Source organism: Nonomuraea sp. NPDC048901 (assembly GCF_040649695.1).
GTDB lineage: Bacteria > Actinomycetota > Actinomycetes > Streptosporangiales > Streptosporangiaceae > Nonomuraea.
Map to the genome: position 1 here is coordinate 1 of NZ_JBEZFW010000044.1, position 19761 is coordinate 19761.

20 protein-coding genes are annotated in these 19761 nt (G+C 67.4%); 6 read left to right on the plus strand and 14 right to left on the minus strand.

Annotated features, from left to right (window positions below; translation table 11 throughout):
- Positions 1–7 precede the first annotated feature (7 nt).
- The 7 genes from AB0C30_RS58975 to AB0C30_RS59005 form a co-directional block, all read right to left on the minus strand.
- On the minus strand, positions 8–529 hold the full coding sequence (locus AB0C30_RS58975) for a hypothetical protein (protein WP_357962251.1): 522 nt from the start codon (positions 527–529) through the stop codon (positions 8–10).
- Between the two features lie 164 nt (positions 530–693).
- Positions 694–1059, minus strand: a complete 366-nt coding sequence (locus AB0C30_RS58980) for a hypothetical protein (protein WP_357962254.1) — start codon at positions 1057–1059, stop codon at positions 694–696.
- Between the two features lie 1538 nt (positions 1060–2597).
- Complete coding sequence (locus tag AB0C30_RS58985; RefSeq protein ID WP_357962256.1) at positions 2598–3095, minus strand: S26 family signal peptidase; 498 nt, start codon at positions 3093–3095, stop codon at positions 2598–2600.
- Positions 3092–4921 carry an ABC transporter ATP-binding protein gene (locus AB0C30_RS58990; protein ID WP_357962257.1) on the minus strand — a complete coding sequence of 610 codons (1830 nt, stop codon included), beginning with the start codon at positions 4919–4921 and terminating at the stop codon, positions 3092–3094. Before AB0C30_RS58990 ends, AB0C30_RS58985 begins: the two co-directional genes overlap by 4 nt.
- Complete coding sequence (locus AB0C30_RS58995) at positions 4918–5430, minus strand: TlpA disulfide reductase family protein (RefSeq protein WP_357962260.1); 513 nt, start codon at positions 5428–5430, stop codon at positions 4918–4920. Before AB0C30_RS58995 ends, AB0C30_RS58990 begins: the two co-directional genes overlap by 4 nt.
- The gene (locus AB0C30_RS59000; protein ID WP_357962264.1) at positions 5430–5579 is read right to left on the minus strand and encodes a hypothetical protein; all 150 of its coding nucleotides are present in this window, start codon (positions 5577–5579) and stop codon (positions 5430–5432) included. Before AB0C30_RS59000 ends, AB0C30_RS58995 begins: the two co-directional genes overlap by 1 nt.
- Before the next feature lie 124 nt (positions 5580–5703).
- The gene (locus AB0C30_RS59005; protein ID WP_357962267.1) at positions 5704–5862 is read right to left on the minus strand and encodes a hypothetical protein; all 159 of its coding nucleotides are present in this window, start codon (positions 5860–5862) and stop codon (positions 5704–5706) included.
- 605 nt (positions 5863–6467) lie between these two features.
- Between AB0C30_RS59005 and AB0C30_RS59010 the strand changes: the two genes are divergently transcribed.
- On the plus strand, positions 6468–8045 hold the full coding sequence (locus AB0C30_RS59010) for a serine/threonine-protein kinase (protein ID WP_357962270.1): 1578 nt from the start codon (positions 6468–6470) through the stop codon (positions 8043–8045).
- An 88-nt stretch (positions 8046–8133) separates the two neighbouring features.
- Here AB0C30_RS59010 and AB0C30_RS59015 read toward each other — a convergent pair whose 3' ends face one another.
- The 4 genes from AB0C30_RS59015 to AB0C30_RS59030 all read right to left on the minus strand — a co-directional run bounded on the left by AB0C30_RS59015 (position 8134) and on the right by AB0C30_RS59030 (position 11338).
- Positions 8134–8886: an AraC family transcriptional regulator gene (locus tag AB0C30_RS59015; RefSeq protein WP_357962274.1), complete on the minus strand. Its 753-nt coding sequence runs from the start codon at positions 8884–8886 to the stop codon at positions 8134–8136.
- 46 nt (positions 8887–8932) lie between these two features.
- Complete coding sequence (locus AB0C30_RS59020) at positions 8933–9235, minus strand: antibiotic biosynthesis monooxygenase (protein ID WP_357962276.1); 303 nt, start codon at positions 9233–9235, stop codon at positions 8933–8935.
- Positions 9236–9368: 133 nt separating this feature from the next.
- Entirely contained in the window at positions 9369–9974 is a 606-nt protein-coding gene (locus tag AB0C30_RS59025; RefSeq protein WP_357962278.1) for a TetR family transcriptional regulator, read from the minus strand.
- Entirely contained in the window at positions 9971–11338 is a 1368-nt protein-coding gene (locus AB0C30_RS59030; RefSeq protein WP_357962281.1) for a hypothetical protein, read from the minus strand. The genes AB0C30_RS59025 and AB0C30_RS59030 overlap by 4 nt, the downstream gene beginning before the upstream one ends.
- A 289-nt stretch (positions 11339–11627) precedes the next feature.
- On the opposite strand from AB0C30_RS59030, the gene AB0C30_RS59035 reads away from it, so the two are divergent.
- Entirely contained in the window at positions 11628–12098 is a 471-nt protein-coding gene (locus tag AB0C30_RS59035) for a hypothetical protein (RefSeq protein ID WP_357962284.1), read from the plus strand.
- An 81-nt stretch (positions 12099–12179) separates the two neighbouring features.
- Here the strand turns inward: AB0C30_RS59035 and AB0C30_RS59040 are convergent, their stop codons facing one another.
- Positions 12180–12728 (minus strand): Pycsar system effector family protein, encoded by a 549-nt coding sequence (locus AB0C30_RS59040; protein WP_357962287.1) that lies wholly within the window; start codon positions 12726–12728, stop codon positions 12180–12182.
- Between the two features lie 348 nt (positions 12729–13076).
- Between AB0C30_RS59040 and AB0C30_RS59045 the strand changes: the two genes are divergently transcribed.
- From AB0C30_RS59045 to AB0C30_RS59060, 4 genes are read left to right on the plus strand one after another with little or no spacing between them, the layout of a single operon-like run.
- Positions 13077–15515: a nitrate- and nitrite sensing domain-containing protein gene (locus AB0C30_RS59045; protein WP_357962290.1), complete on the plus strand. Its 2439-nt coding sequence runs from the start codon at positions 13077–13079 to the stop codon at positions 15513–15515.
- On the plus strand, positions 15512–15943 hold the full coding sequence (locus AB0C30_RS59050; protein ID WP_357962292.1) for a roadblock/LC7 domain-containing protein: 432 nt from the start codon (positions 15512–15514) through the stop codon (positions 15941–15943). Before AB0C30_RS59045 ends, AB0C30_RS59050 begins: the two co-directional genes overlap by 4 nt.
- Entirely contained in the window at positions 15940–16341 is a 402-nt protein-coding gene (locus tag AB0C30_RS59055) for a DUF742 domain-containing protein (RefSeq protein WP_357962295.1), read from the plus strand. The genes AB0C30_RS59050 and AB0C30_RS59055 overlap by 4 nt, the downstream gene beginning before the upstream one ends.
- Positions 16322–16921 (plus strand): ATP/GTP-binding protein, encoded by a 600-nt coding sequence (locus AB0C30_RS59060; RefSeq protein WP_357962298.1) that lies wholly within the window; start codon positions 16322–16324, stop codon positions 16919–16921. Before AB0C30_RS59055 ends, AB0C30_RS59060 begins: the two co-directional genes overlap by 20 nt.
- Here the strand turns inward: AB0C30_RS59060 and AB0C30_RS59065 are convergent.
- On the minus strand, positions 16906–17946 hold the full coding sequence (locus AB0C30_RS59065; protein ID WP_357962300.1) for a hypothetical protein: 1041 nt from the start codon (positions 17944–17946) through the stop codon (positions 16906–16908). The two genes, AB0C30_RS59060 and AB0C30_RS59065, sit on opposite strands and share 16 nt — an antisense overlap.
- Positions 17943–19616 (minus strand): hypothetical protein, encoded by a 1674-nt coding sequence (locus AB0C30_RS59070; protein ID WP_357962303.1) that lies wholly within the window; start codon positions 19614–19616, stop codon positions 17943–17945. The genes AB0C30_RS59065 and AB0C30_RS59070 overlap by 4 nt, the downstream gene beginning before the upstream one ends.
- Between the last annotated feature and the right edge of the window lie 145 nt (positions 19617–19761).

Genomic DNA, 19761 nt, shown 5'->3' on the forward strand with positions numbered 1-19761 from the left:
TCGAACATCACATGATCGACAAGCGGCAAGCCTCATCCGTCCTGCTGAGGACCGCTGTGGCATAGAACCGTCTCCACGTTTTCGGGGGATTGACAATACCGTATCCCTGGACGCCATCAACGCTTTGCTCTCCTACCGAGAGGAAGGCGGTAGCGTCACCGAGCTTCTTGGTGTAACAGACATCTTCGGAAGACTCTTCGGGGACGATTGGCCGCCACCCGTCGGCCTTGGCTACCGTCTCATAGAAGGAGGCGTAGTCCTCCTGTGTGCCGGAAAACTCGTAGAACTTCCCGGCGTAGGGGAACGGGTCGTCCCGGAAACATCCGGTGTAGCTATCCCGCGTGACGGCATCACCGGGGTGGGAAGCAAGGATGTTCTGAGCCGCCAGCACTGGAATCAGGTCTTCCTCTGCGGCGGTGCATTCCGAACCGGCGACTGTCCTCAGTGCTATGTACGCGAGCCCGCTCAACAGGAGGGCCGTCGCGGCTAAGGTGATCGTTATCTTGACGAACGCGGCGCGGACTCTCATGGCCGGAGCGTACCGAAACCGATCAAGGTCAGGAAGCGCGCTGAGACAGAGCCCGCCGGTTGCAGTTCCCGTTGCAGTTCAAGGCCGTTCCACGCGGTTCAGAATCGATCGCTCCTACCCTCTGGCCTGCATTGAACCTCTTGGGACTCACCAAATCCGATCTTTTAATCCGCATGTTGATCGGTGTCGTCGATTGGCAGCGCACTGCACGCGCTTTCAAGCTCTCCAATCGCGATCATGTCTCGTATGGCGTCGGCCATCGAGACGAAGCCAGGCTTGCGGATGACGACCAGGTCCGAGCACCAGAAGTAACGGCCGTTGAGACATTCGCCCGTCCCCTGCCAGCGATCCATGATCCCGGAGATGGCCCCAAGGGTCATGAAGGTGGCATAGCGCCGAGTGCCGTCAGGAAGCGTGATGGTCGCGTCGGCCTGATCGGCGGTCTCGGGATCATGCCCTTCCCAGCGGGGGATCAGCATCTCGAAGCCGGGGTCGCTGATGCGATAGAAAGGGCCGTCGATCTCGATCATGGGGTGAGTCTGCCAGCCGTGCCCGTCGCGACCCGATGGGACGGGCAACAAGGGGAAACAGCGGGGAGCCACGGGGAACGCGATCAGTGCCTTGAGCTGCGTCTTCGCAGGTCAAGTAAGATCGGCATGCGTCTTTGCAAGCAGGGAATCAAGAGTTCGAGTCCTTAAGCCCACGCCGCCTCGATCGCGGGAGTGGAGGCTCCAAGCAGATCGCTCCTTGGCAAGGCGTGATGTAGCTACCCCCAAGTCGAAGAATCCTGGCGCCCCAGCCTCTAGGTAAGGACGCCAGCCTGCCGCATGTTCATGTCATGGCTAGTCCATGCGGTTCGGAGGAAACACAAACAGGAAAGCCGTGTCGACGCCGGTGGAATACGCCTTGCAGCGATCATCATGGCCGTAGAGGTCGGTCTGGAAGGCGAAGAGCGCCGGACCGCTCAGAAGCAAGTACGCCGTTCAGCGCCCTAGACAAGACGGTCATCGAGATCGCCGTCAACGCAACGACGGATGGTTGGCAAGCCGCCGTCGCCAAGCAAGGGGCCGATCTCCTCGGTAAACGCCTCTGGAAGGAGGTCCAGTCCTCAACGCGCTCCGGCTGTGATCCCCTTGCGGAGGAAGCGCGGAGACTCCTGGAGGCGAAGGAGCAGGCTCACGAACTGGTCGCTGATGCGCTGATAGGCAAGCCTCCCGCCGACCGAGCAGGGGCCTGTCTGGTCGGAATCCTCCGCAACTACGCGAAGAAGATCCCGATCCCAGGCGAACAAGTTCTGGAGATGTCGGCTCACGCTCTACGCATCATTGGGATCTACACCTGCACTGTCGCTGGCATCCTCAACCAGTGCAAGTGCCTCGACGATCTAGCCGAGAGCATGACGAAAGCAAAGCTCGAAGAGGTGTTGACAACCGGTCTGGATGAGTGGGCCGACAAGGGGCCGGCTAGTCGGGCGTAGGTCGGCGACAGCCGAACCGATGCCGAAGCGGGTTGCAGTTTGGGTTGCGGTTCACTCGCGATCCAACCCGTTCCAGCACGACCGCCCAACCGTGTTGGTCCACATGAGACGGTACGGTACGGCCGGGCCCCTAGCTGCTAATGCGGTTTGGTGGCAACACCATCCGGGGTTCAAATCCCCGATCCTCCGCACGCTAGAGCCCCTCACCAGCAATTTGGAGAGGGGCTCTCGATCTTCAGCTACACCTGGGCGGACCATTGCCGGACCATTCCGCTGATGATGATGGTTTCCGGCTCCCGGTGGAATCGCCGCGCTGGTCGCCGCAGCAGCAGATCCCGCACGGCGCCGAACTATGCATGTAAAATGAAGGCATACCTAGGAACATGCAGATCCGCGATGTTCCCGACGACATCGCCGACACGATCGCAGCCCGAGCCCGTGCCAAGGGCACAGTCCGCGCAGGCCTACTGCTGGGCCTCCTGGCGGCGGAGGCACGCCGTTCCCACAACATCGTCAGCCTCCCAGCGGTCGTCGGCTGCGACATTCGTCTCGTATAGCACCTGAAGATAGGACGATGCCCGCCTCGCGCGGTCAACGCGATGGCAGGCGGCGCATCATGACGCCGATGAACTGGTCGCCCCGCACGAAGCCGAACTCCCGGGAATCCCAGCTGGTGTCCCGATTGTCGCCCAGCACGACCAGGGCGCGAGGGGGCACGACGGTCTCCGGTACGTCGCGGAGCGACGGGAATTCCTGTCTCGGCACAGGTTCGCCGGCCACCGCGACCGCCCGCTTGACGAGCAAGTGCCAGCCAGGATCGAATCTCTCCGGCACCTTGTCCTCGTCGCCGGGCTCGATACCCGGCGGCAGGCCGTCCAACGGCGGAGGATTCGGGATCCTGACGACCACGATCTGGCCGGCGCGGACTCGCCTCGTCTTGCGGACGAGCAGTCTGTCGCCGGAACGCAGGGTGGGTTCCATGCTGGGGCCGCTCACAGTGGCGACCAGATACCGCCGGCGGATCCACCACAGCGACATTCCCAAGGTCAGCAAGCCGGATGCCGACAGGAGCAGATTGCCAGCCTTCATCGCACCTCCTGGTATCCCGAGGCCTGGAGCCGGAACAGCCGGGCGTACTGTCCGTCTGCGGCAAGCAGCGCCTCATGCGGTCCCTGTTCGGCGATCCGCCCGTCGTGGAGCACGGCGATGAGGTCGGCATCCCGTACGGCGCTGAGCCGGTGGGAGATCAGCAGGCTCGTGCGACCCGCCCGATGCTCCCGGATGCTGGTGTGGACCTCGTGCTCGGCCTCCGGATCCAGGCCGGAGCTGGGCTCGTCCAGGATCATCAGGTCTCTGCCGTCGCGGACGAGGGCTCTGGCCAGCGCGAGGCGTTGCCATTGTCCGCCGGACAGCACCACTCCCGTCTCGGGATCGCCCTTGTCGGCCTCGGAGAAGAAGATGCGGGTGAGCAGCGTGTCGTAGCCTCGCGGCAGTCCCGAGAGCGTCTCGTGCACTCCCGCGCGGACGCCCGCCTCCGCGATCCGGGCCGGGTCGTCAAGGGCGGGCAGGTCACCGAGTCCGATGTTCTCGGCGGCGGACATGTCGTAATTCATATGGTCCTGGAATACGGCGCTGATCCGCTCGCGAAGATCGGCGGGCGGGATGTCCCGCAGATCCACGCCGTCCCACAGGATCCGGCCGCGCGTCGGGTCGTACATCCTGCACAGCAACCTGATGAGGGTGCTCTTACCGGCGCCGTTCAATCCCACGAGGGCGACCGAACGGCCGTGCGGAATCGTCAGATCGACCCCGCGCAGCACCCATGGATGGTCGTCGCTGTAGCGGAACCAGACGTCCCGCAGTTCGATGCCCCGGCGCAGTGCGGGGGCCGTCCCCTCGTCCACGCTCACCAGGTCCGGCTCGGTCCTGATCACCGCGACGTAGTGCGAGAAGGTGAGGAGCCCCTCGTGGACGGACGCCATCGAGGAGACGAGCATGTTGAGCGCGGCCTGCACCCCGCCGACGGCCGCCACGAACATGGCGACGTCGCCGACGCTGAGGGAACCCTGACGGGCGGCCGTGATCGCCCACCACAGGCCGACACCTGCGACCGCCGCGCTCAGCGTGGTCAGACCGCCCTGAGTGACCAGTTCCCGGCGGTCCATCCGGCTTTCGGCGGTGTCGGCCTTGCGCCGCTCGGCCATCATCCGTGTACGAAGGTACGCGCCGATGCCGAACAACCGGATCTCCGTGGCGGCCTGGACGCCGGTGAGCAGCCGGCTGTAGAAGAACTCGCGGCGGTGGATCTGCTCGATGTCCCACTGCATGGTGGCCCGCCTGCGCGACAGCAGCACTTCGGCGATGAGTGCTGGGACGGCGGCCAGCAGTACCAGGGCGGTCATGGCGGGGCTGAGGATCAGAAGGGAGCCCACGAATCCGACGAGAGACAGGACTCCGCTCAGGCTTCCGCAGACTCCGCTGACGAGGTCGCCGGTGCCCCCGGCGCCCTCTTGGGCTAGACGCAACCGGTCGAGGAACACCGGATCCTCGAAACGCCGGAGGCCGACCTGCCGCTCGGCCGCCGCGAACAGCCCGTCGATCGCTTCGGCTCGCGCGAGCCGCCCGGTCTGGGCGCGCAGATAGCGGCCGATCCCCGGAAGCGCGGCGGCGGCCAGACCGGCCGCGGCCAACCCGAGCGCGAGACCCGCGACCGCGCCGTCGGGAGTCGTCAGCCGGTCGATGACCGATTTGGTCAGCCATACGGTGGCGATCGGGGCCGCCGCCTCGGCGAGCGTCAGAAAGACGTAGCCGGTGACCCCTCCTGGTGCCGACCGCCAGGTCAGCGACATGGCCTCCACGGCGGACGAGGCCAAGTCCCGGATCCCGGCCCGTCGGCTCGTACCCAGATCACTCATGCCGTCGATGCGACGGAAAGGTCCTCCACGCGTCCACCCGTGGCGACGACGCGGTGATCGGACCCGAGCAGGTAGAGCGCCGGAGTCCACGTGTTCTGGAACGCGTCTGCCACCGGGCCGTCGTAATCCTCCACGATCACCCGGGCCACCGGCGCGAGCGCTTCGACCGCCTCCGTGTCGTCCCCGGCGACCACCGCCAGCACGTTCTCCCGTCCGAGGGTGCGGGCATGCTCGCTGAAGCGGGGAAGCAGCTTGTGGCAGGGTTCGCAGCCGGCGGAGAAGAACCCGACCAGGCCGGCGACCGTATCGTGGGACACCGGCTCGCCGTCGACGGTCACAGCGGCGAACTCGCCGACAGGCGAGCCAGGCTGCAACGCGATGGGAGGCCCGGCATGCTGGACGCCTCCCCCGCCCATCTGCCTCATCCGGCGGATCAGGGTGAGGGTGAGTAGCAGATTCAACACACAAAGCAGACCGATGAGCACGACGGCGGCGGTCAGATAAGACATCAGGCGTTCCTCGCGAAGAGATCGACGAAGTCGTCGAAGGAGGCGATCAGGATCGCCCCGATGAGCCCCGCGGCACCTGCCAGGGCCGCCCCGCCGAGCGCGAGCAGGCCACCAGGCAGCAGTACGCCGAGCGCGGCTGCGATGATCATCAGGCTGTTACGGACCAGTTGACGGGGCGCTAAGGGGTGCGGCGGATGTACCGAAGCAACGGCACCTCCACCCCGTGCGGGCGGCGGCTGGCCGCCACCCGCGGGGACGCCTACTACAGCCGCATCAGCACTTGCCGACCTTGACCGTCTGGCAACCCTGGTCCAGGCAGCACTGACGGAGGTACCTGATTCCACCCGAGCAGTAGTAGTAGTTGCTGCAGCCGGCCTCCACGGTCACCTTGTGGGCGACGCGCGTCAGCAAACGGTCCACGAGACCGAGCATGATGTCTCCTCTCTGGCCTTGCGGGGCGAGATGATGGTGATCACGATGATCCGGTTTTCCGAATTACGGCGCAACGGTCGAAATTATTTTCATGGACAATGATCAAGAGGTACAGGTTTTCATAATTTCGGCCAGGAGGTATCGCGCCGAACATTGACCGAAAGACCGTGCTGGACGCGACAGACTGCATCTTCAGGCCCATCACGACGCCGAAGATGATCATGTAGACGCGGCACCGGGTTGCAGTTTGGGTTGCAGTTCACCGCCGTCCTATGCCGTTCGGGGAAGACCGACCCCGGCATATTGCTCCAGATTTGAACGATCGGGACGGCTCTGCTCCGAGCCGCTAATACGGTTTGGCGGCAACACCATCCGGGGTTCCAATCCCCGATCCTCCGCAGTGGAGGGCCCCGCTCATTCGATCTCCGGAACCCCGGGGCGGGCGGTGCAGTAACGCACTCGCGAGGTCCCTTGAGGCGGGATAGCCGGAGGTCAGCGAATCCGGACCCGTTCGCTGGCCTGCGTCGCTACACTCTGTCCGGGTACGAGATCGTTCGCGGAGATGGGCTGGTCGAGCCGGTATGTACCCTGACGACCCTGCACCCGTGAGCGAACGACGGAGCCTGGCCGACGGCCGATACGTGCTGGAGAGCGAGCCGGTCGGCTCGGGCGGGATGGGCACCGTCTGGCGGGGATACGACCACAAGTTGCACCGCACCGTCGCGGTCAAGGAGCTCCACCTGCCGGCCGCCGGCGTCAGCGCGGAGGAGCAGGCCAGACTGCGGGCGCGGGCGATGCGCGAAGCCAGGGCGATCGCCCGCCTCGAGCATCCGGGCATCGTGGGAGTGTATGACGTCCTGGAGGAGGACGGCCGGCCGTGGATCGTCATGCGTTTCATCGCCGGGCGTTCGCTCGACCAAGAGGTCAAGACGAACGGGCCGCTGGATCCTCGGCGGGCGGCCGAGATCGGCAGCCAGGTGCTCGACGCGCTGTCGGCGGCGCATGACGAGGGTGTCCTGCACCTGGACGTCAAGCCGCAGAACGTGTTGCTCGACGACAACGGCCGGGCGGTGCTCACCGACTTCGGGATCGCGTTGGTCGCCGACGCCACCGTGACCGCGTCGCTCGTCGGTACCGTCGGCTACATCGCCCCTGAACGGCTGGACGGTTCTCAGCCGGGTCCGGCGGCCGACCTGTGGTCTTTGGGTGCCACACTCTACTTCGCCGTGGAGGGCCGGCCGGCGTACGCCGCCGACAATGTGGCGGCCGCGCTCGTGTCGGCCCTGACCCGCGCGCCCGAGCCGATGACGCGGGCGGGGGCGTTGGCGCCGACAATTGCCGGCCTGCTGGAGCGTGATGCCGGCGTGCGTCTCGACGCGGCCGATGCCGGCACGCAACTGCGCGCGGTCGCCACCGCGGCCCAGGCCCCGCCACCCGATGGTCGCGCGCGGACGAAGGCGCTGCCTGCGGAAGTCCTGGACCCGCCGTCCGGGGCGGTCTGGAAACGGAGGACCGCGGTGGCGGTGGCAGTGGCGCTCCTCCTCACAGTGGTTGTTATCGCTCTTCCCTCCCTGATCTCCCATGACAGTGGAAATGCCGTACGGCAGCAGGGCACGACAGGCTCCCCGGTCGCAACCCGCACAACGCCGAGTGTCACCCCGTCCCCGATACCCACGGTGACCCCATCGCCGACGGCTGCCGTGCGCTACACCGTGATCCCCGGCATCTGCACCAAGGTGGTGACCCGGGCGAGAAAGATCATTCCCAAGATGGATGACGGCGAGGAAGATACGCCGGTTGAGAAGTTCAACGACCTCGTGGAGTCGCGCGGATGCCGCTGGAGCACGGAGGGCTACTGGTCCAAGCACCCCTGGGCTGCCGACGTCGTCGTCAAGCTGTTCCGATTCTCGACCGATTCCAGCGCGTCGGCGGCCTTCGAAGAGGAGCGCACCGACTTCTATAAGAACGCCATGAGGCTTGATGACTACGCGGACGAGCTGTGCCTGTCCAACCCGTCCGGCAAGGACTACGGGTACGCGCACGCGATGTTCCGCAAGGACAACCTGCTCGTGCAGGTCTCCTACGAGATGTTGACCAAGGGTTCGCCGACGCCGGCGGTGGCGAGACCGCGTGGCCGGGACCTGACGAAGTATGTCTATCAGCTGGTGAAGTCGGCCACGTAGCACGGCCGTACGCCTACCGCCGGCCCGCATGACTCACCCCGAAATCGAGGCCACCGCCCAATGCGTACGAGGCGCGAGCCCGCCCCCGTCAAGGTCGGAAGCTGGCTCGGTATTCCGTCGGTGTGCGGGCGGTCAGCTGTCGGAACGCGGCGTTGAACGCCGACAATGACGTGTAGCCGACCATGAACGCGATCTCGGTGATCGGAGTATCGCCCGCAGCCAGTTCTTCGATCGCGCGTAGCACCCGCATCCGGCGTAGGACTGCCCGCCACGTCATGCCCGTCTCGTCCTCGAAGCGGCGGGCCAGCGATCGTGGTGCCAGGCCCACCTCGGCTGCCACCTCCTCGAAGCGGATCTCGACGCCGAGTCGCTGCTCGGTCAGCCGCAGGGCTCGGCGTAGTTCCGGTGAGCGGCCCACCGGGACGACGACGGGGCTCGGTTGCTCGGCGAGCCGCCAGGTCACTGCGGCGAGCGCGGTGAAAAGCGTCTCTGCGTACGCCGTCAGAGGTTCGTCGCTCTCGCCCCAGATGCCGCACTCGGTTACCAATGCGCGTGCCAGAGGGCTGAGGTCGAATACGGTCAACGGGGCCGGCGGGGACGCGGTGAATCTGGTGTCGAACAGTACCGACGCGGTCGTGACCGGCTGCGGGATGCTCACCTGTATCGCGTGACCCGCCTCGATCAGGGCGGCCCGAGCCGGCGGTAGGAGCCACGACTGGCCCTGCGCCTCGAGCCGGAGGGCACCGGTCGAGGCGCAGAGCAGGTAGTGGCGGTCCACCTTGAGCTCGCGGGCGGGCTCCCGCGGGAACGTACGGACGAAGCTGTACGCCTTCCGGGTCATCCGCAGCCTCGCATGAACCAATCGTAGGGAGCCGCCAGGACGCCGGTCAGGCGACGGTCTCCAGCAGCTCCGCGTGGAAGCGTCGGCTCACCGGCGAACCGGTCATCATCGGGCGAATCACCTTGCCAGAGCGGGCGAAGGAGTCCGACTTCTGGTAGTCGGCAAAAGACTCCTCGTCGTCCCACTCGTGGACTATGGTCACCCGGGTCTCGTTCTCCCGGGAGGCGTACACCCGATAGGCAACGTTACCCGGCATCGCGCGTACCTCCTCGCGTTCGCTGTCGAGCTGGGCCAGGGCTGTCGCGCGGTCAGCGGCGGCGGTGTCGAAGTCGACAATGGCAATGATCACGAGGACCTCCTGATTGGGGGCGGCGACTGCCGCGAGCGGATGTCTTGATCCTCACATCGAGCCGGCCTGGTCGGCTTCCGCGAGCCGGACGCGTTCACGCTTCTAACGGACACGCCCGATCCAGGCTCTGATCTCACCGATCGTCAGGAGTCCGAGAGCTCTCTAGATGGGCGAGCGCGCTGTCCAACGCCGCCGGGGCGTCCAGCTCCGGGTTCTTGGCCCAGTCCAGCCAGACCGACAGCAAAATGCCGAACACCGCGCCGGCGACGGCCCGTACTCGGTCGTCGTGTTGCGGACGGTCGAGCCTGGTTGCGACCAGTTCGGTGAGCGTCTGCTTGGTGTTGGTGATGTTGGCGAGGCTGGCCGCCCACAGCGAGGGGACGCTGAGCACCAGCGCCTGGCGCTCCCGCTTCGCGGTCACGTCCGCGTCGGTCAGGTCGGTGAACACGCTCCGGAAGGCGTTGCGCAGCGCCGGCACCGGGCCGAGTTCCGGCGGCTGGGCCGCGCACGCCTCGGCGATGAGGTCGTCATAGTCATCGAGGGTGACCAGCGCTTCCTTGGTCGGGAAGTAGCGGAACACCGTCCGGTGCGAGACGTCGGCCGCCTGGGCGATCTGCTCGACGCTGGTGGCGTCGTAACCCTGCTCACGGAACAGGCGCAGCGCGTGCCGCTGAATGGCGGCGCGGGTGCCGGCCTTCTTGCGCTCCCGCAGTCCGGGCTGCTCGGAATCTGACATCATGCGAAATCCTTCAGCGGGATGACCGCCCGATACTTTCCGCCGGGGGATTGCTGCGGCGGCTCCTCAGCGCGTTCCAGGATGACATGGTCCAGCTTGTGGTCGGCGAGCAGACCGCCGATCCCGTCACGCACCGCCCGCCACACCGTTTCCGGGTCCGCCCCAGGCGAGGGCCGCAGTCGTACGCGCAGGCTCGCCGGGCTGGTTTGGACGATCTGGTACAGCTGTACGCCAGGCGTACGATCCACGAGCGTGTTGAGCATCAACGGCGCGATGACGACCTCGCCCCGCCCGGTGGCGAACGTGAGCACGTTGGCCACGCGTCCCTGCACCTGTATGGCCGGCAGGGGGTTGCCGCATGGGCACGGGTCAGGCCGTTGCAAGACGCTGTCGCCGAGGTCGTAGCGCAGGATCGGCTGTACGCGGTTGGCCAGATTGGTCACCAGAACGGTGTGGGACTGCCTGCCCGGCGGGGTCGGGGAATGGTCGGCTTCGACCGGTTCGACCAGGGCCCAGTCGCTGTTGACGTGATACCAGCCGTGCGCGCAGCCCTCGGTGAGGAAGGGACACTCGCTGGCGCCGTAGGTGTCGCGCACCTTGGCATCGAAGGCGCGGGCCATCCGCGCGTAGTCGCCGCTGGTCAGCGTCTCGCCCGCGGGTTCGACCACCACCGGCGCGATGTGCAGCCGTCCAGACTCTTGCTCGGCGGCGAGCATGTTGAGGACGCTGCCGTACCCGAGCAGGAGAGCGGGGCGGAACTCGTTGAGCGCCTCGACCAGTGCGTCCAGCGGGGTGTGCACGGAGAAGAGACGGATGGTCTTGCGCTGTAGCCGGTGTGCGCGCATGCGGGCGGCGCCGGCCGAGACCAGGAAATGGCCGTTCGTCGCGGCCACGATGGCCATCCGTCCGCCGCCTGCCACGATCCGGGTGATATCGGCGAGGTCCAGCCAGGAGCTCATCATCCGCATGCTGAGGGCGTAGTTGACGGCGATGTCCCGATCGTCCTTGACGAAGATCGCGGGGTTTCCGGTGGTGCCCGAGGTGGTGACCAGCAGGTATCGGTCGAGGAACCGTCCACCTACCAGTTGCGGATCCGCGGCGAAGGCGCGCGCCCGGGCCAGCGTTACTTCGCGGTCGGTGGCCCAACGGTCGTAGTGCGCCATCAGCGCCTTCTTGTCGGTGACCGGCAGCGATGCGGAGTCGTGGACGCGGGGAGGCAGGCCGCTGTAGAGGTCCCGGTAGTAGGGCGAGTGGGTGCGGGCGTGCTCGACGATCTCGGCGAGCCGCCGTCGCTGGACTGTCACCCACTCGTGGTGCCTTCTGGTGCGGCGTGCGTCTTGCAGCAGCCGTGGAACGCTCTCCTTCATGACGAATATTCTGTCACATTGCTGTCAAAAGTTAGTGGTGTGACATATTTTACCGTCCAGATGGTCACAGCGAGGCAGGTCGGGGCCGAGCCGCCCGGCGGGCGCAGTGCGGTCAGTCAGCCGTACGCGGGCGCGAGAGCGACGGGCGTCAGGGCGATCACCACGGCGGTCGTACGCGACGGACGCCCAGGTGCCGCCAACCCTGCGTCGCCTGCCAACAGGGGCATCTCCGCGTGGTGCCTCGTTAGAGTGTTAGCTCTGGATCGCTCTCCCCGTTGCGAGGACAAGCATGGCGGATGAACCTGCCAAGCCACGACGGCTCACTGTCTACGCTGAAGTCGCCGCCGTTCTGGCCCTTGTCGTGGCGATCGTCGGCGTGGTCGTCGCCGTTTTCGCGTTCGAGCACGACAAGGAAGTCGCCGATGGCGGCCAAGGGGCCACTCCGGTGGTCACGGTCACGCAATACTCGCCAAATGTCGGTGGCCAAGAATCCGCCGAGGCCGACTCTTCTTCCGGTTTTTGGGGTGCGGCCGGAGTGGTGGCTCTGACCATCATCACTGGCCTGATCTCCAGCTTTCTGGTCTTCAAGTCCTGGGAAGAGCTGGTAATCTCCGACTTTATCGTTGTCCTCCTCAATGCAGCTATCGCGGGAATGCATACCTTCGTACTGTCCCTGATGGGCATCGCCTTGATTTGGGCGATCGTGCTCGCCGTGATATTCGCGGTGATCGGGTTCTTTGCCAGCGTGTTCGCCACTTAGGCGGACTTGATCGCCGACGTACCCACGGGCGATGAGGCCCGGCTGTGGTTGTACGGCGTGGCCAGACGCGTCCTCCCCGTGTTAGAACAGGCGCTCCAGGAAGACCATGATCGTCATGACCGTGATGCCGGTGACGATCAGGTTGACGGACCAGCGCAGATTGCGGTGTTTGGTGCGCGCGATCCGCGCGATCCTCAGGGCGTCGGTGGCCAGGAACAGCTCGTAGTCCCTGGTCTCGGTGTTCATCCGCTCGATCAGGGCTTCTGGCGTGGGCTCCTCGGCGTAGAGGAGGATTCTCTGCCCGCCCTGTTGGGGCGACGGTGGGCGGATGGTGATCAGGATCAGCAGGACCGCCGCGGACAGCAGGATCAGCGCCAGGATGACGCCGAAGCGCCCGACTCCCGGGAATTGGGCCGGACCGGTGAGGATGAGGGTGACCATCACGCCGTACGCGACGCCCGCCCAGGACAGCAGGAGGCCGGCCCTCTTCTCACTGGCGCTGATCAGCTCGGCGCGGGCCGCGGTGGTGGCGGCGTCGAGCCGATCCCTGAGGAACGGGGACATGGACGGATGCCGCGCACCACTGTCCTCTTCGGAGTGGCCGCCGGATGTAGCTGGTTCGTGGTTCATGGTGGGCGGTCCTTTCCGTCGGGATCGTAGGCCGATGGGGCTGACCAGCGAGGCAGTCGACGCTTGAGACGTAGGCGGGTGTGAGTCCGGCTACCTTCGACTGTAGGCGTGCGACCAGGACAGACACCGGTGCACCTGGACGTGTCATGCATACCGGCCTGCTTGCCGATGGCCTTCCAGTGCGGCACAGCCTGCGAAACGGGGGCTTTCGACGCCAACTGCCCTATCGCTACTATCAGGCCACTAATCGCCTACTTTGGCGATTTTTGCGATGGACGCGCCGATCGGCAAGGAGAGTGCCCGCACGTGGCTGGTTTGGGCAGAGTCGGGCGGCGACGTACGGGAACCGTGGACGATGGCGACGGAGCACCGGAGTCGACCAGCGGCCGGCCGCGGCGACTGGCCGGTACCCGCCGACTGCCCCTGCGTACCGTACTGATCATTGTGGTCTTCGTACCGAGCATCACCTTTGCCCCGGTGCTGGCTTCAGGGATGTTCCAGCTGTTCGCCCAGTGGCAGTCGGAGAAGGCCCAGATGGATCTGGCCACCACCACCGCCGGTAGGCCCGCGGCCAACCTGTTCTTCAACCTTGGGCAGGAGCGGCTGCTCACCGCGGAGGCGCAGGCCGACCCGCGTAGCGCCGCCCGCGACAAGCTGGCCAAGCAGCGCGTGCTGACCGACCAGGCGGTGACCGCCTTCCGTCCGCTGGCGACCCTGGACACCAGCAAGGGACAGGAAGGGATCCCCCAGGCCGTCGCCCGTACCGAACGGGGCCTCGATCTCCTCGACCAGCAGCGCCGGGCGGTGGACGCCGGGTGGTCCAGCGCGCAGAAGGCGTTCGAGTACTACACCGGCGTTCTGGAGTCAGACCTCGGCTTGCTGACCGTCCTCAGCCATACCGAGCACGGCGAGGTGAACACCAAGGCGCAGACGCTGGTCGACCTCTTCTGGGTGCTCGACATGCTCGGCCGCGAAGACGCCATTCTGGCCCGTGGCTGGGAGAAGGGGCGCCTGACGGCGGAGGAGCACGACCTGGTCGCCGACGCCATCGGCACCAAGGAGTACCTCCTGCAGTCCCGGGTGGCCCCCAGCCTCCTGGAGAACGAGAGCCAGTACGGAAAGCTGACGGCCAGCAAGGCGTGGCAGAGCATGGTCGCTCTGGAGGAGCGGCTGGTCACCTCCGGGACCGGCGAGAGCGGCCAGGTGGCGCTGCGCGAGATCAGCGCGTCGTGGCGCTCCTCGGTGGACACGATCACCCCGCAGCTGGTGAAACTCCTGCAAGTCCGGCTCGAGAACGTCGCCACGATCGGCTACACCCACGCCGGCACCCTCTTCATCATCTTCATCAGCGTCAGCGCCGTGGGCGTGCTCGCCTTGGGCCTGGTCATCTTCACCAGTTGGCGCCTCACCAGCATCCTGCGCCGGCGCATCCTCCATCTGCGCGAGGAGGCCCAGGAGCTCCAGGAGCGGCTGCCCGACGTGGTCGCCCGGCTGGAGCGTGGCGAGGAGGTCGACGTGGACGCCGAAGTGCACATGGTCGAGCCCACCCCCGACGAGCTCGGCGAGCTCGGGCATGCCCTCAATCTGGCCAGCCGCAGCGCGGTCTACACCGCCGTACGGCAGGCCGAACAGCACCGTGGCTTCCAGCGCATGCTCCAGCGCATCGCCCGCCGTACCCAGATCCTCATCGGCCTTCAGCTGAAGAAGCTGGACGAGCTGGAACGCAAGCACGAGGACCCCGAGGTGCTGGAAGGCCTGTTCGACCTCGACCACCTCACCGCCCGCCTGCGCCGCTACGAGGAGAACCTGGTGATCCTCGGCGGCGGCCAGCCGCAGCGCCGCTGGCGCAAGCCGGTACGCCTGCTCGACGTCCTGCGCGCCGCCCAGGGCGAGGTCCAGGACTACCGGCGGATCTCGATCGAGGTCGAGGGCGATCCCTGGGTGGCCGAGCGGGCGGTCGGACCGCTGGTCCACGTCCTGGCGGAGCTGATGGAGAACGCCACCGCCTTCTCCAAGCCGATGACCCCCGTCGAGGTACGGGCCGCGCTGGTCAGCCGGGGCCTCGCCGTGGAGATCGAGGACCGCGGCCTGGGTATGGACCCCGCGCAGTACGCCGCCGCCAACGCCCTGCTGAAGTCGCCGCCGCAGCTCGACGTGATGACGCACGCCGACGATGTGCGTCTCGGCCTGTACGTGGTCGCCCGGCTCGCCATGAGCCTCGGACTCCAGGTGGAGCTGCGGCCGTCCGCCTTCGGCGGCACCCGGGTCATCGTGCTGCTCCCGGAACCGCTCGTGGTGGACCGCCCCCGCGCGGTACCCGGACCGACCGCGCTGCCCAGGGAGGTCCCCACCCGCCCCCGGGAAGTCCGGCCCCGCGAGGACGACGCGCCGCTGCCGACCCGCTCCAGGGGACGCGCGATGGCCTACGTCACAGCACCGGAAACCGCACCGGAAACAGCGCCGGAAACAGCGCCGGAAACCGCATCGGATACGGCACGGAATACAGCACCGGATCGAGACGACGCGCCCCCGTCCGCCGAGCGTCCGCCGCTGCCCCAGCGGGTGCGCCAGGCCAATCTGGTCACCGAGTTGAAGGCCCCGGCGGACAGGGATGAAGATACCGACCAGGAAACCTGGGCAGTACGCGAGCAGCCCAGCCGATCCAGTGCCACGATCGGTGCGTTCCAGAGGCAGTCCCGCCGGCGCCGGACCGGTGACGACGCCTTCCAGCCCCGGCCGGACGGATCCCCCGAGCCCGGCTCCCCTACGACGGAAGACCGAAGATGACGCAGCGCACCACCGCCACCGACGCAGACCTGGACTGGCTCCTGGACGGCCTGGTCAATCAGGTCGCGGGTACGCGGCACGCCATCGTGCTGTCCGACGACGGCCTGGTGGTCAGCCGCTCCCGGACCATCGAGCGCTCGGACGCCGAACGCCTCGCCGCGATCGCCACCGGCCAGCAGAGCCTGGCTCGCGGTGTCGGACAGCTCTTCAGCGGCGGCCCGGTCCACCAGGTCATCATCGAGATGGCCGACCTGTGGCTGTTCGTCACAGCGGCGGGCCGCGGCACCCATCTGGCCGTGGTCGCCTCCCAGGAGGTCGACGCGGAGCTGATGGCCGTCGCGATGCACACCCTGGTCCAGCAGGTCGGCCAGAAGCTGGGGACCGACACGCGCGCCCCGGAACCCGATGACGCGGGGAGACACGGATGAGGCATTGGACGGAGAGCTTCGACGACGATGCCGCCGATGAGCCCCTTGTCCGCCCCTATACGATCACCGGCGGACGAACCACCCCCGAGCGGGACGACCTTACGCTGATCACCTTGGTGACGGCACTGTCCGAGGCGGCCTCTTCGGAGTCCGGACACGGCATGCGGAGGATGCAGCCGGAGCACCGCACCATCCTCGCTCTGTGTACGCGGCCCCTGGCGGTGGCCGAGGTCGCCTCCGCGCTGGACCTCCCGGTGTCGGTGACCAAGATCCTCATCGGTGACCTGATCGAGGCCGGTCAGGTGCGGGCCCGGCCGCCGCTGGCCTTCGCGCAGGCGGGTGGCCTTCCCGGTATGACAATTCTTGAGGCGGTGCGGGATGGGCTACGCAATCTCTGACCAGAAGGACACCGCTCCCCTGGCGGTGAAGATCCTTATCGCCGGTGGTTTCGGCGTCGGCAAGACGACCCTGGTCGGCGCGGTGAGCGAGGTCGCCCCCCTGCGTACCGAGGAGTACCTGACCCATGCCAGCGTCGGCGTCGACGATCTGGAAGGGGTGGGCGGCAAGGCCACCACGACCGTCGCCCTGGACTTCGGGCGCATCACCATCAACCGCGAAATCGTCCTCTATCTGTTCGGCACGCCCGGACAGGAACGCTTCTGGTTCATGTGGAACGACCTCGTCAACGGCGCGATGGGCGCCGTCGTCCTGGTCGACACCCGCCGGCTGGACGTCAGCTTCGCCTCGATCGACTTCTTCGAGAGCCGCCGGATCCCCTTCATCGTCGGCGTCAACTGCTTCCACGGCGTCAAGGACCGGACGCAGGAGGAGATCCGCAAGGCCCTCGACCTCGATCCGCAGGTGCCGCTGGTGCTCTGTGACGCCCGCGACCGGGCGGCGGGCCGCGATGTCCTGCTGGCGCTCGTCGAGCACCTGATGGACACGCAGTCCCGCGCCGCGGCTCACCCCGTGGCCTGACCTCCCGGCCGCCACGTCGTGGACAGCAGGCTGGGCACGGCACCGTTCTGGGCGGTTACGACGACGAGGGTCGGTGCGTTCGTGGGCGCGGGGAGCCGGAGCTCGGTGATGGCGCCGCTCGTGGACTGGGCCGGCGCCGCCAGCTCGCCGTCCTGAAAGCTCACGATCCGCTGTACGGTCGGCGCGGCCGCTTTGAGCGCCCAGCCGTTGCCCCCGGGCCGGGCCTTCCGGATCAGTGCGCGAAGTCGCCGACCGGCCGTGCCGCCCGCCCTGCCGCTGAGGCGGATGGTCAGCTCGCCTCCCGAGCCGAAGACGCCCGGTGGTACGGGGTTGACGATGAACAGACCGGAGCGGAGGGAGCGGGTGCCCTGGCGACCGGCGAAGCCGCCGCAGCTGATCAGGGACGAGGTCTCGCTGCGCACGCCGTCCCGCGTCTGCTCGGCGGCGACCGTGGCCTGCTCCCCGGCCGGACTCACGATGAAGTCCACGCTGTCGATGCGCAGCCCGGCCACGCCGTCATGCATGACGGATCCCGCCACGGTTTCGCGGAGTACGCCGGAAATGCCGCGCCCCTCCATGATGTCCAGCGCCTCGACGCAGATCAGGCCGTCGTCCGGCATCTCCTCGGGCAGCAGGTCGAAGACGGCCACGCTCTTCTTGAGGTGACCGCCGCCCTTCAGCAGCACGCACTGGCGCAACCGCCCCTGGGAGCGGATCTGGATGAGCCGCGGCAGGCCCTTGACGGCCTCCGCCGGCTGCTCCTGCTCCCCCTCGTGCCAGCCGCGTACCGAGCCGGCGTCAACCGACAGCGACACCGTCACCCGCAGCCGGCGGCCCGCGGCGGCCACCTTGAATCCGGCCAGTCCCGAGCGCTCGAACCGGCCCACGATCTGTACGCCCCGATGCACCTGATCGGCCACCTGCAGCGCCGCGTCGTGGCCGCTGATGATCCCGATCGGCGCCTCGGCGGGGACGGCGAGCCGGTCGAAGTCGGTGCCCGTGCCGGCGGTCAGCAAGTCGCTCATGACGCGCTCCTCGAAGCGGTGAGAGCCGTGGCCTCGCTCCGCGAAGCGGTCAGGGCCGTGGTGAGCCCGTGGGGATCCCGGAAGTCGAACCGGCACAGCAGCGGATCACGCCGCTCCCACATCCTGCGTACCGCGCAGTGGAGCGGGTCGCCGTCGCGCTCCACGTGCCGCAGGCCCGCGACGAGCGTGTGCAGGTACTCGTTGCCCTGCCCGACCTCCCAGTGCGGCACCACCGGCGAGGGCACGTCGGCCCCGCTGCGGTAGAGCCACAGCCACAGCCGGGCCCGCTCCCGCTGCTCGGTCCCCAAGATGGACTCCCCCTTCGCGTGCTTGGCGACGGCCTCGCCGAGCAGCCGCCAATAGTCCTCCCGCGTGCGGGCGACGTGCGACAGTCCGCATTCGCTCCACTCGGACCAGCCTGCCTGGATGACGGGGATGCCGAAGGCGGGCAGCTCGTTGGAGACGCTCCCGCGCACGGTCACGCCCACGTCGGTCATGCTCCACAGCGCGTTCTTCGACAGCGCCAGGCTGGGCATGAAGGCCATGTGCTCATGCGCTGAATGGCGGGCCGCCACGGCCGCGAAATGGCCGGTGGTGTCATACCGGAACTGGCTCGGATGATCCAGGAAGAGCCAGCTCACGCGGTCGTTCGTGGCGGCGAAATCCGCGGTCTCCTCGAACCACCGCGCCAGATCGTCGAACAGCTCCCTGTTGGCGCCGACCGCGTCGGAGACGGCATGGTGGAAGACGGTGAAGACGGACAGGTCCGGGTCGATCCCGAGGCGTTCGCAGGCGTGCTGGCGGAGCTGGCGGCGTTCGGTCTCGGTACGTACTTCGTAGTCGCTCACGTTTCCGGCCCGCCACCAGCTCGGCCGGCCCAGGTTGACCTTCGCCCGCCAGGCCACGAGCTCGGCGTTCGGCCTGATGAGGTCCCGGTGCGGCCAGACGTACTCCTCGAAGAACTCGCCGATCTGGCCGGTCAGCTCCTCCCGGAAGGTGCCGAGCCCTCTGCGGCGCTCCGGGAAGAGCGCGTACGCCTTCAGGGCCCCGGTGCTCTGTACGTGCACGACCGGGATCTCCCGGCGCATGGCCGTGTCGACCGCCAGCCCCCACTGGTCGTAGTCGACATGGCTGGTGACCAGCGCGGCGGGCGGCCGCTCGGCGAACAGCCGGTCGTAGACGGCGGAGAAGGCCCTGGTACGGGCGCGCCGCGACTGATGCCAGGGCTCTTCGCTGTCCGGCAGTCGCGGCACCCGGCCCAGCCGGATCAGCGTCGCCTTCTCCACGGCGGCCAGTGTCTCGGAGTCGCTTCCCTCCGCCGGGCTGTCGCCTCGGTCGGCCAGCCGGCGATCCACGAGGCCGTGCACGTCGAGCACCTCGGTGGCGCCGAACGCCTCGGCCAGCCGCCGGACCCGCTGGATGTCGTACTCCTGCCAAAGCGTCTCGCGCCAGTCCGGGTCCGTGCCGGTGAGCACGAGCAGCCGGGCCGACAACAGATCGCAGAGCGCGTTCGCCACCAGCAGGTTGCGCACGATGACCCTGATGTCCTCATGGAACGCCTCTGCCACGACCAGTGGCCCGCTGTCATCCCGAGGAGGGCGATGTCCCCAATACGCCCGCGCAGCGATGAGCAGCCGATCGAACTGCTCGCCATCCCCCACAAGGTTCATGCTCTCCCCGACCCCGTACCCGTACCCGTCGCCCGATCAGCACGGCCGCGTCGACCCTGCCAGACCCGACAACCGGGCGGGGTGACCTTTGCCCCTGGATCACGTGATCCTTGCCGCGAAATGGCGCAGGGAACAAATGGCGCGG

Bases quoted from the DNA above. Each gene is read 5' to 3' on its own strand.
- AB0C30_RS59060 (WP_357962298.1), top strand. From the start codon at position 16,322: ATGGGCTACGCAATCTCTGACCAGAAGGACACCGCTCCCCTGGCGGTG.
- AB0C30_RS58980 (WP_357962254.1), bottom strand. From the start codon at position 1,059: ATGATCGAGATCGACGGCCCTTTCTATCGCATCAGCGACCCCGGCTTC.
- AB0C30_RS59055 (WP_357962295.1), top strand. From the start codon at position 15,940: ATGAGGCATTGGACGGAGAGCTTCGACGACGATGCCGCCGATGAGCCC.
- AB0C30_RS59070 (WP_357962303.1), bottom strand. From the start codon at position 19,616: ATGAACCTTGTGGGGGATGGCGAGCAGTTCGATCGGCTGCTCATCGCT.
- AB0C30_RS59000 (WP_357962264.1), bottom strand. From the start codon at position 5,579: ATGATCATCGCAGCCGCGCTCGGCGTACTGCTGCCTGGTGGCCTGCTC.
- AB0C30_RS59035 (WP_357962284.1), top strand. From the start codon at position 11,628: ATGGCGGATGAACCTGCCAAGCCACGACGGCTCACTGTCTACGCTGAA.
- AB0C30_RS58985 (WP_357962256.1), bottom strand. From the start codon at position 3,095: ATGAAGGCTGGCAATCTGCTCCTGTCGGCATCCGGCTTGCTGACCTTG.
- AB0C30_RS59040 (WP_357962287.1), bottom strand. From the start codon at position 12,728: ATGAACCACGAACCAGCTACATCCGGCGGCCACTCCGAAGAGGACAGT.
- AB0C30_RS59065 (WP_357962300.1), bottom strand. From the start codon at position 17,946: ATGAGCGACTTGCTGACCGCCGGCACGGGCACCGACTTCGACCGGCTC.
- AB0C30_RS59050 (WP_357962292.1), top strand. From the start codon at position 15,512: ATGACGCAGCGCACCACCGCCACCGACGCAGACCTGGACTGGCTCCTG.
- AB0C30_RS58995 (WP_357962260.1), bottom strand. From the start codon at position 5,430: ATGTCTTATCTGACCGCCGCCGTCGTGCTCATCGGTCTGCTTTGTGTG.
- AB0C30_RS59015 (WP_357962274.1), bottom strand. From the start codon at position 8,886: ATGACCCGGAAGGCGTACAGCTTCGTCCGTACGTTCCCGCGGGAGCCC.
- AB0C30_RS58990 (WP_357962257.1), bottom strand. From the start codon at position 4,921: ATGAGTGATCTGGGTACGAGCCGACGGGCCGGGATCCGGGACTTGGCC.
- AB0C30_RS58975 (WP_357962251.1), bottom strand. From the start codon at position 529: ATGAGAGTCCGCGCCGCGTTCGTCAAGATAACGATCACCTTAGCCGCG.
- AB0C30_RS59005 (WP_357962267.1), bottom strand. From the start codon at position 5,862: ATGCTCGGTCTCGTGGACCGTTTGCTGACGCGCGTCGCCCACAAGGTG.
- AB0C30_RS59030 (WP_357962281.1), bottom strand. From the start codon at position 11,338: ATGAAGGAGAGCGTTCCACGGCTGCTGCAAGACGCACGCCGCACCAGA.
- AB0C30_RS59025 (WP_357962278.1), bottom strand. From the start codon at position 9,974: ATGATGTCAGATTCCGAGCAGCCCGGACTGCGGGAGCGCAAGAAGGCC.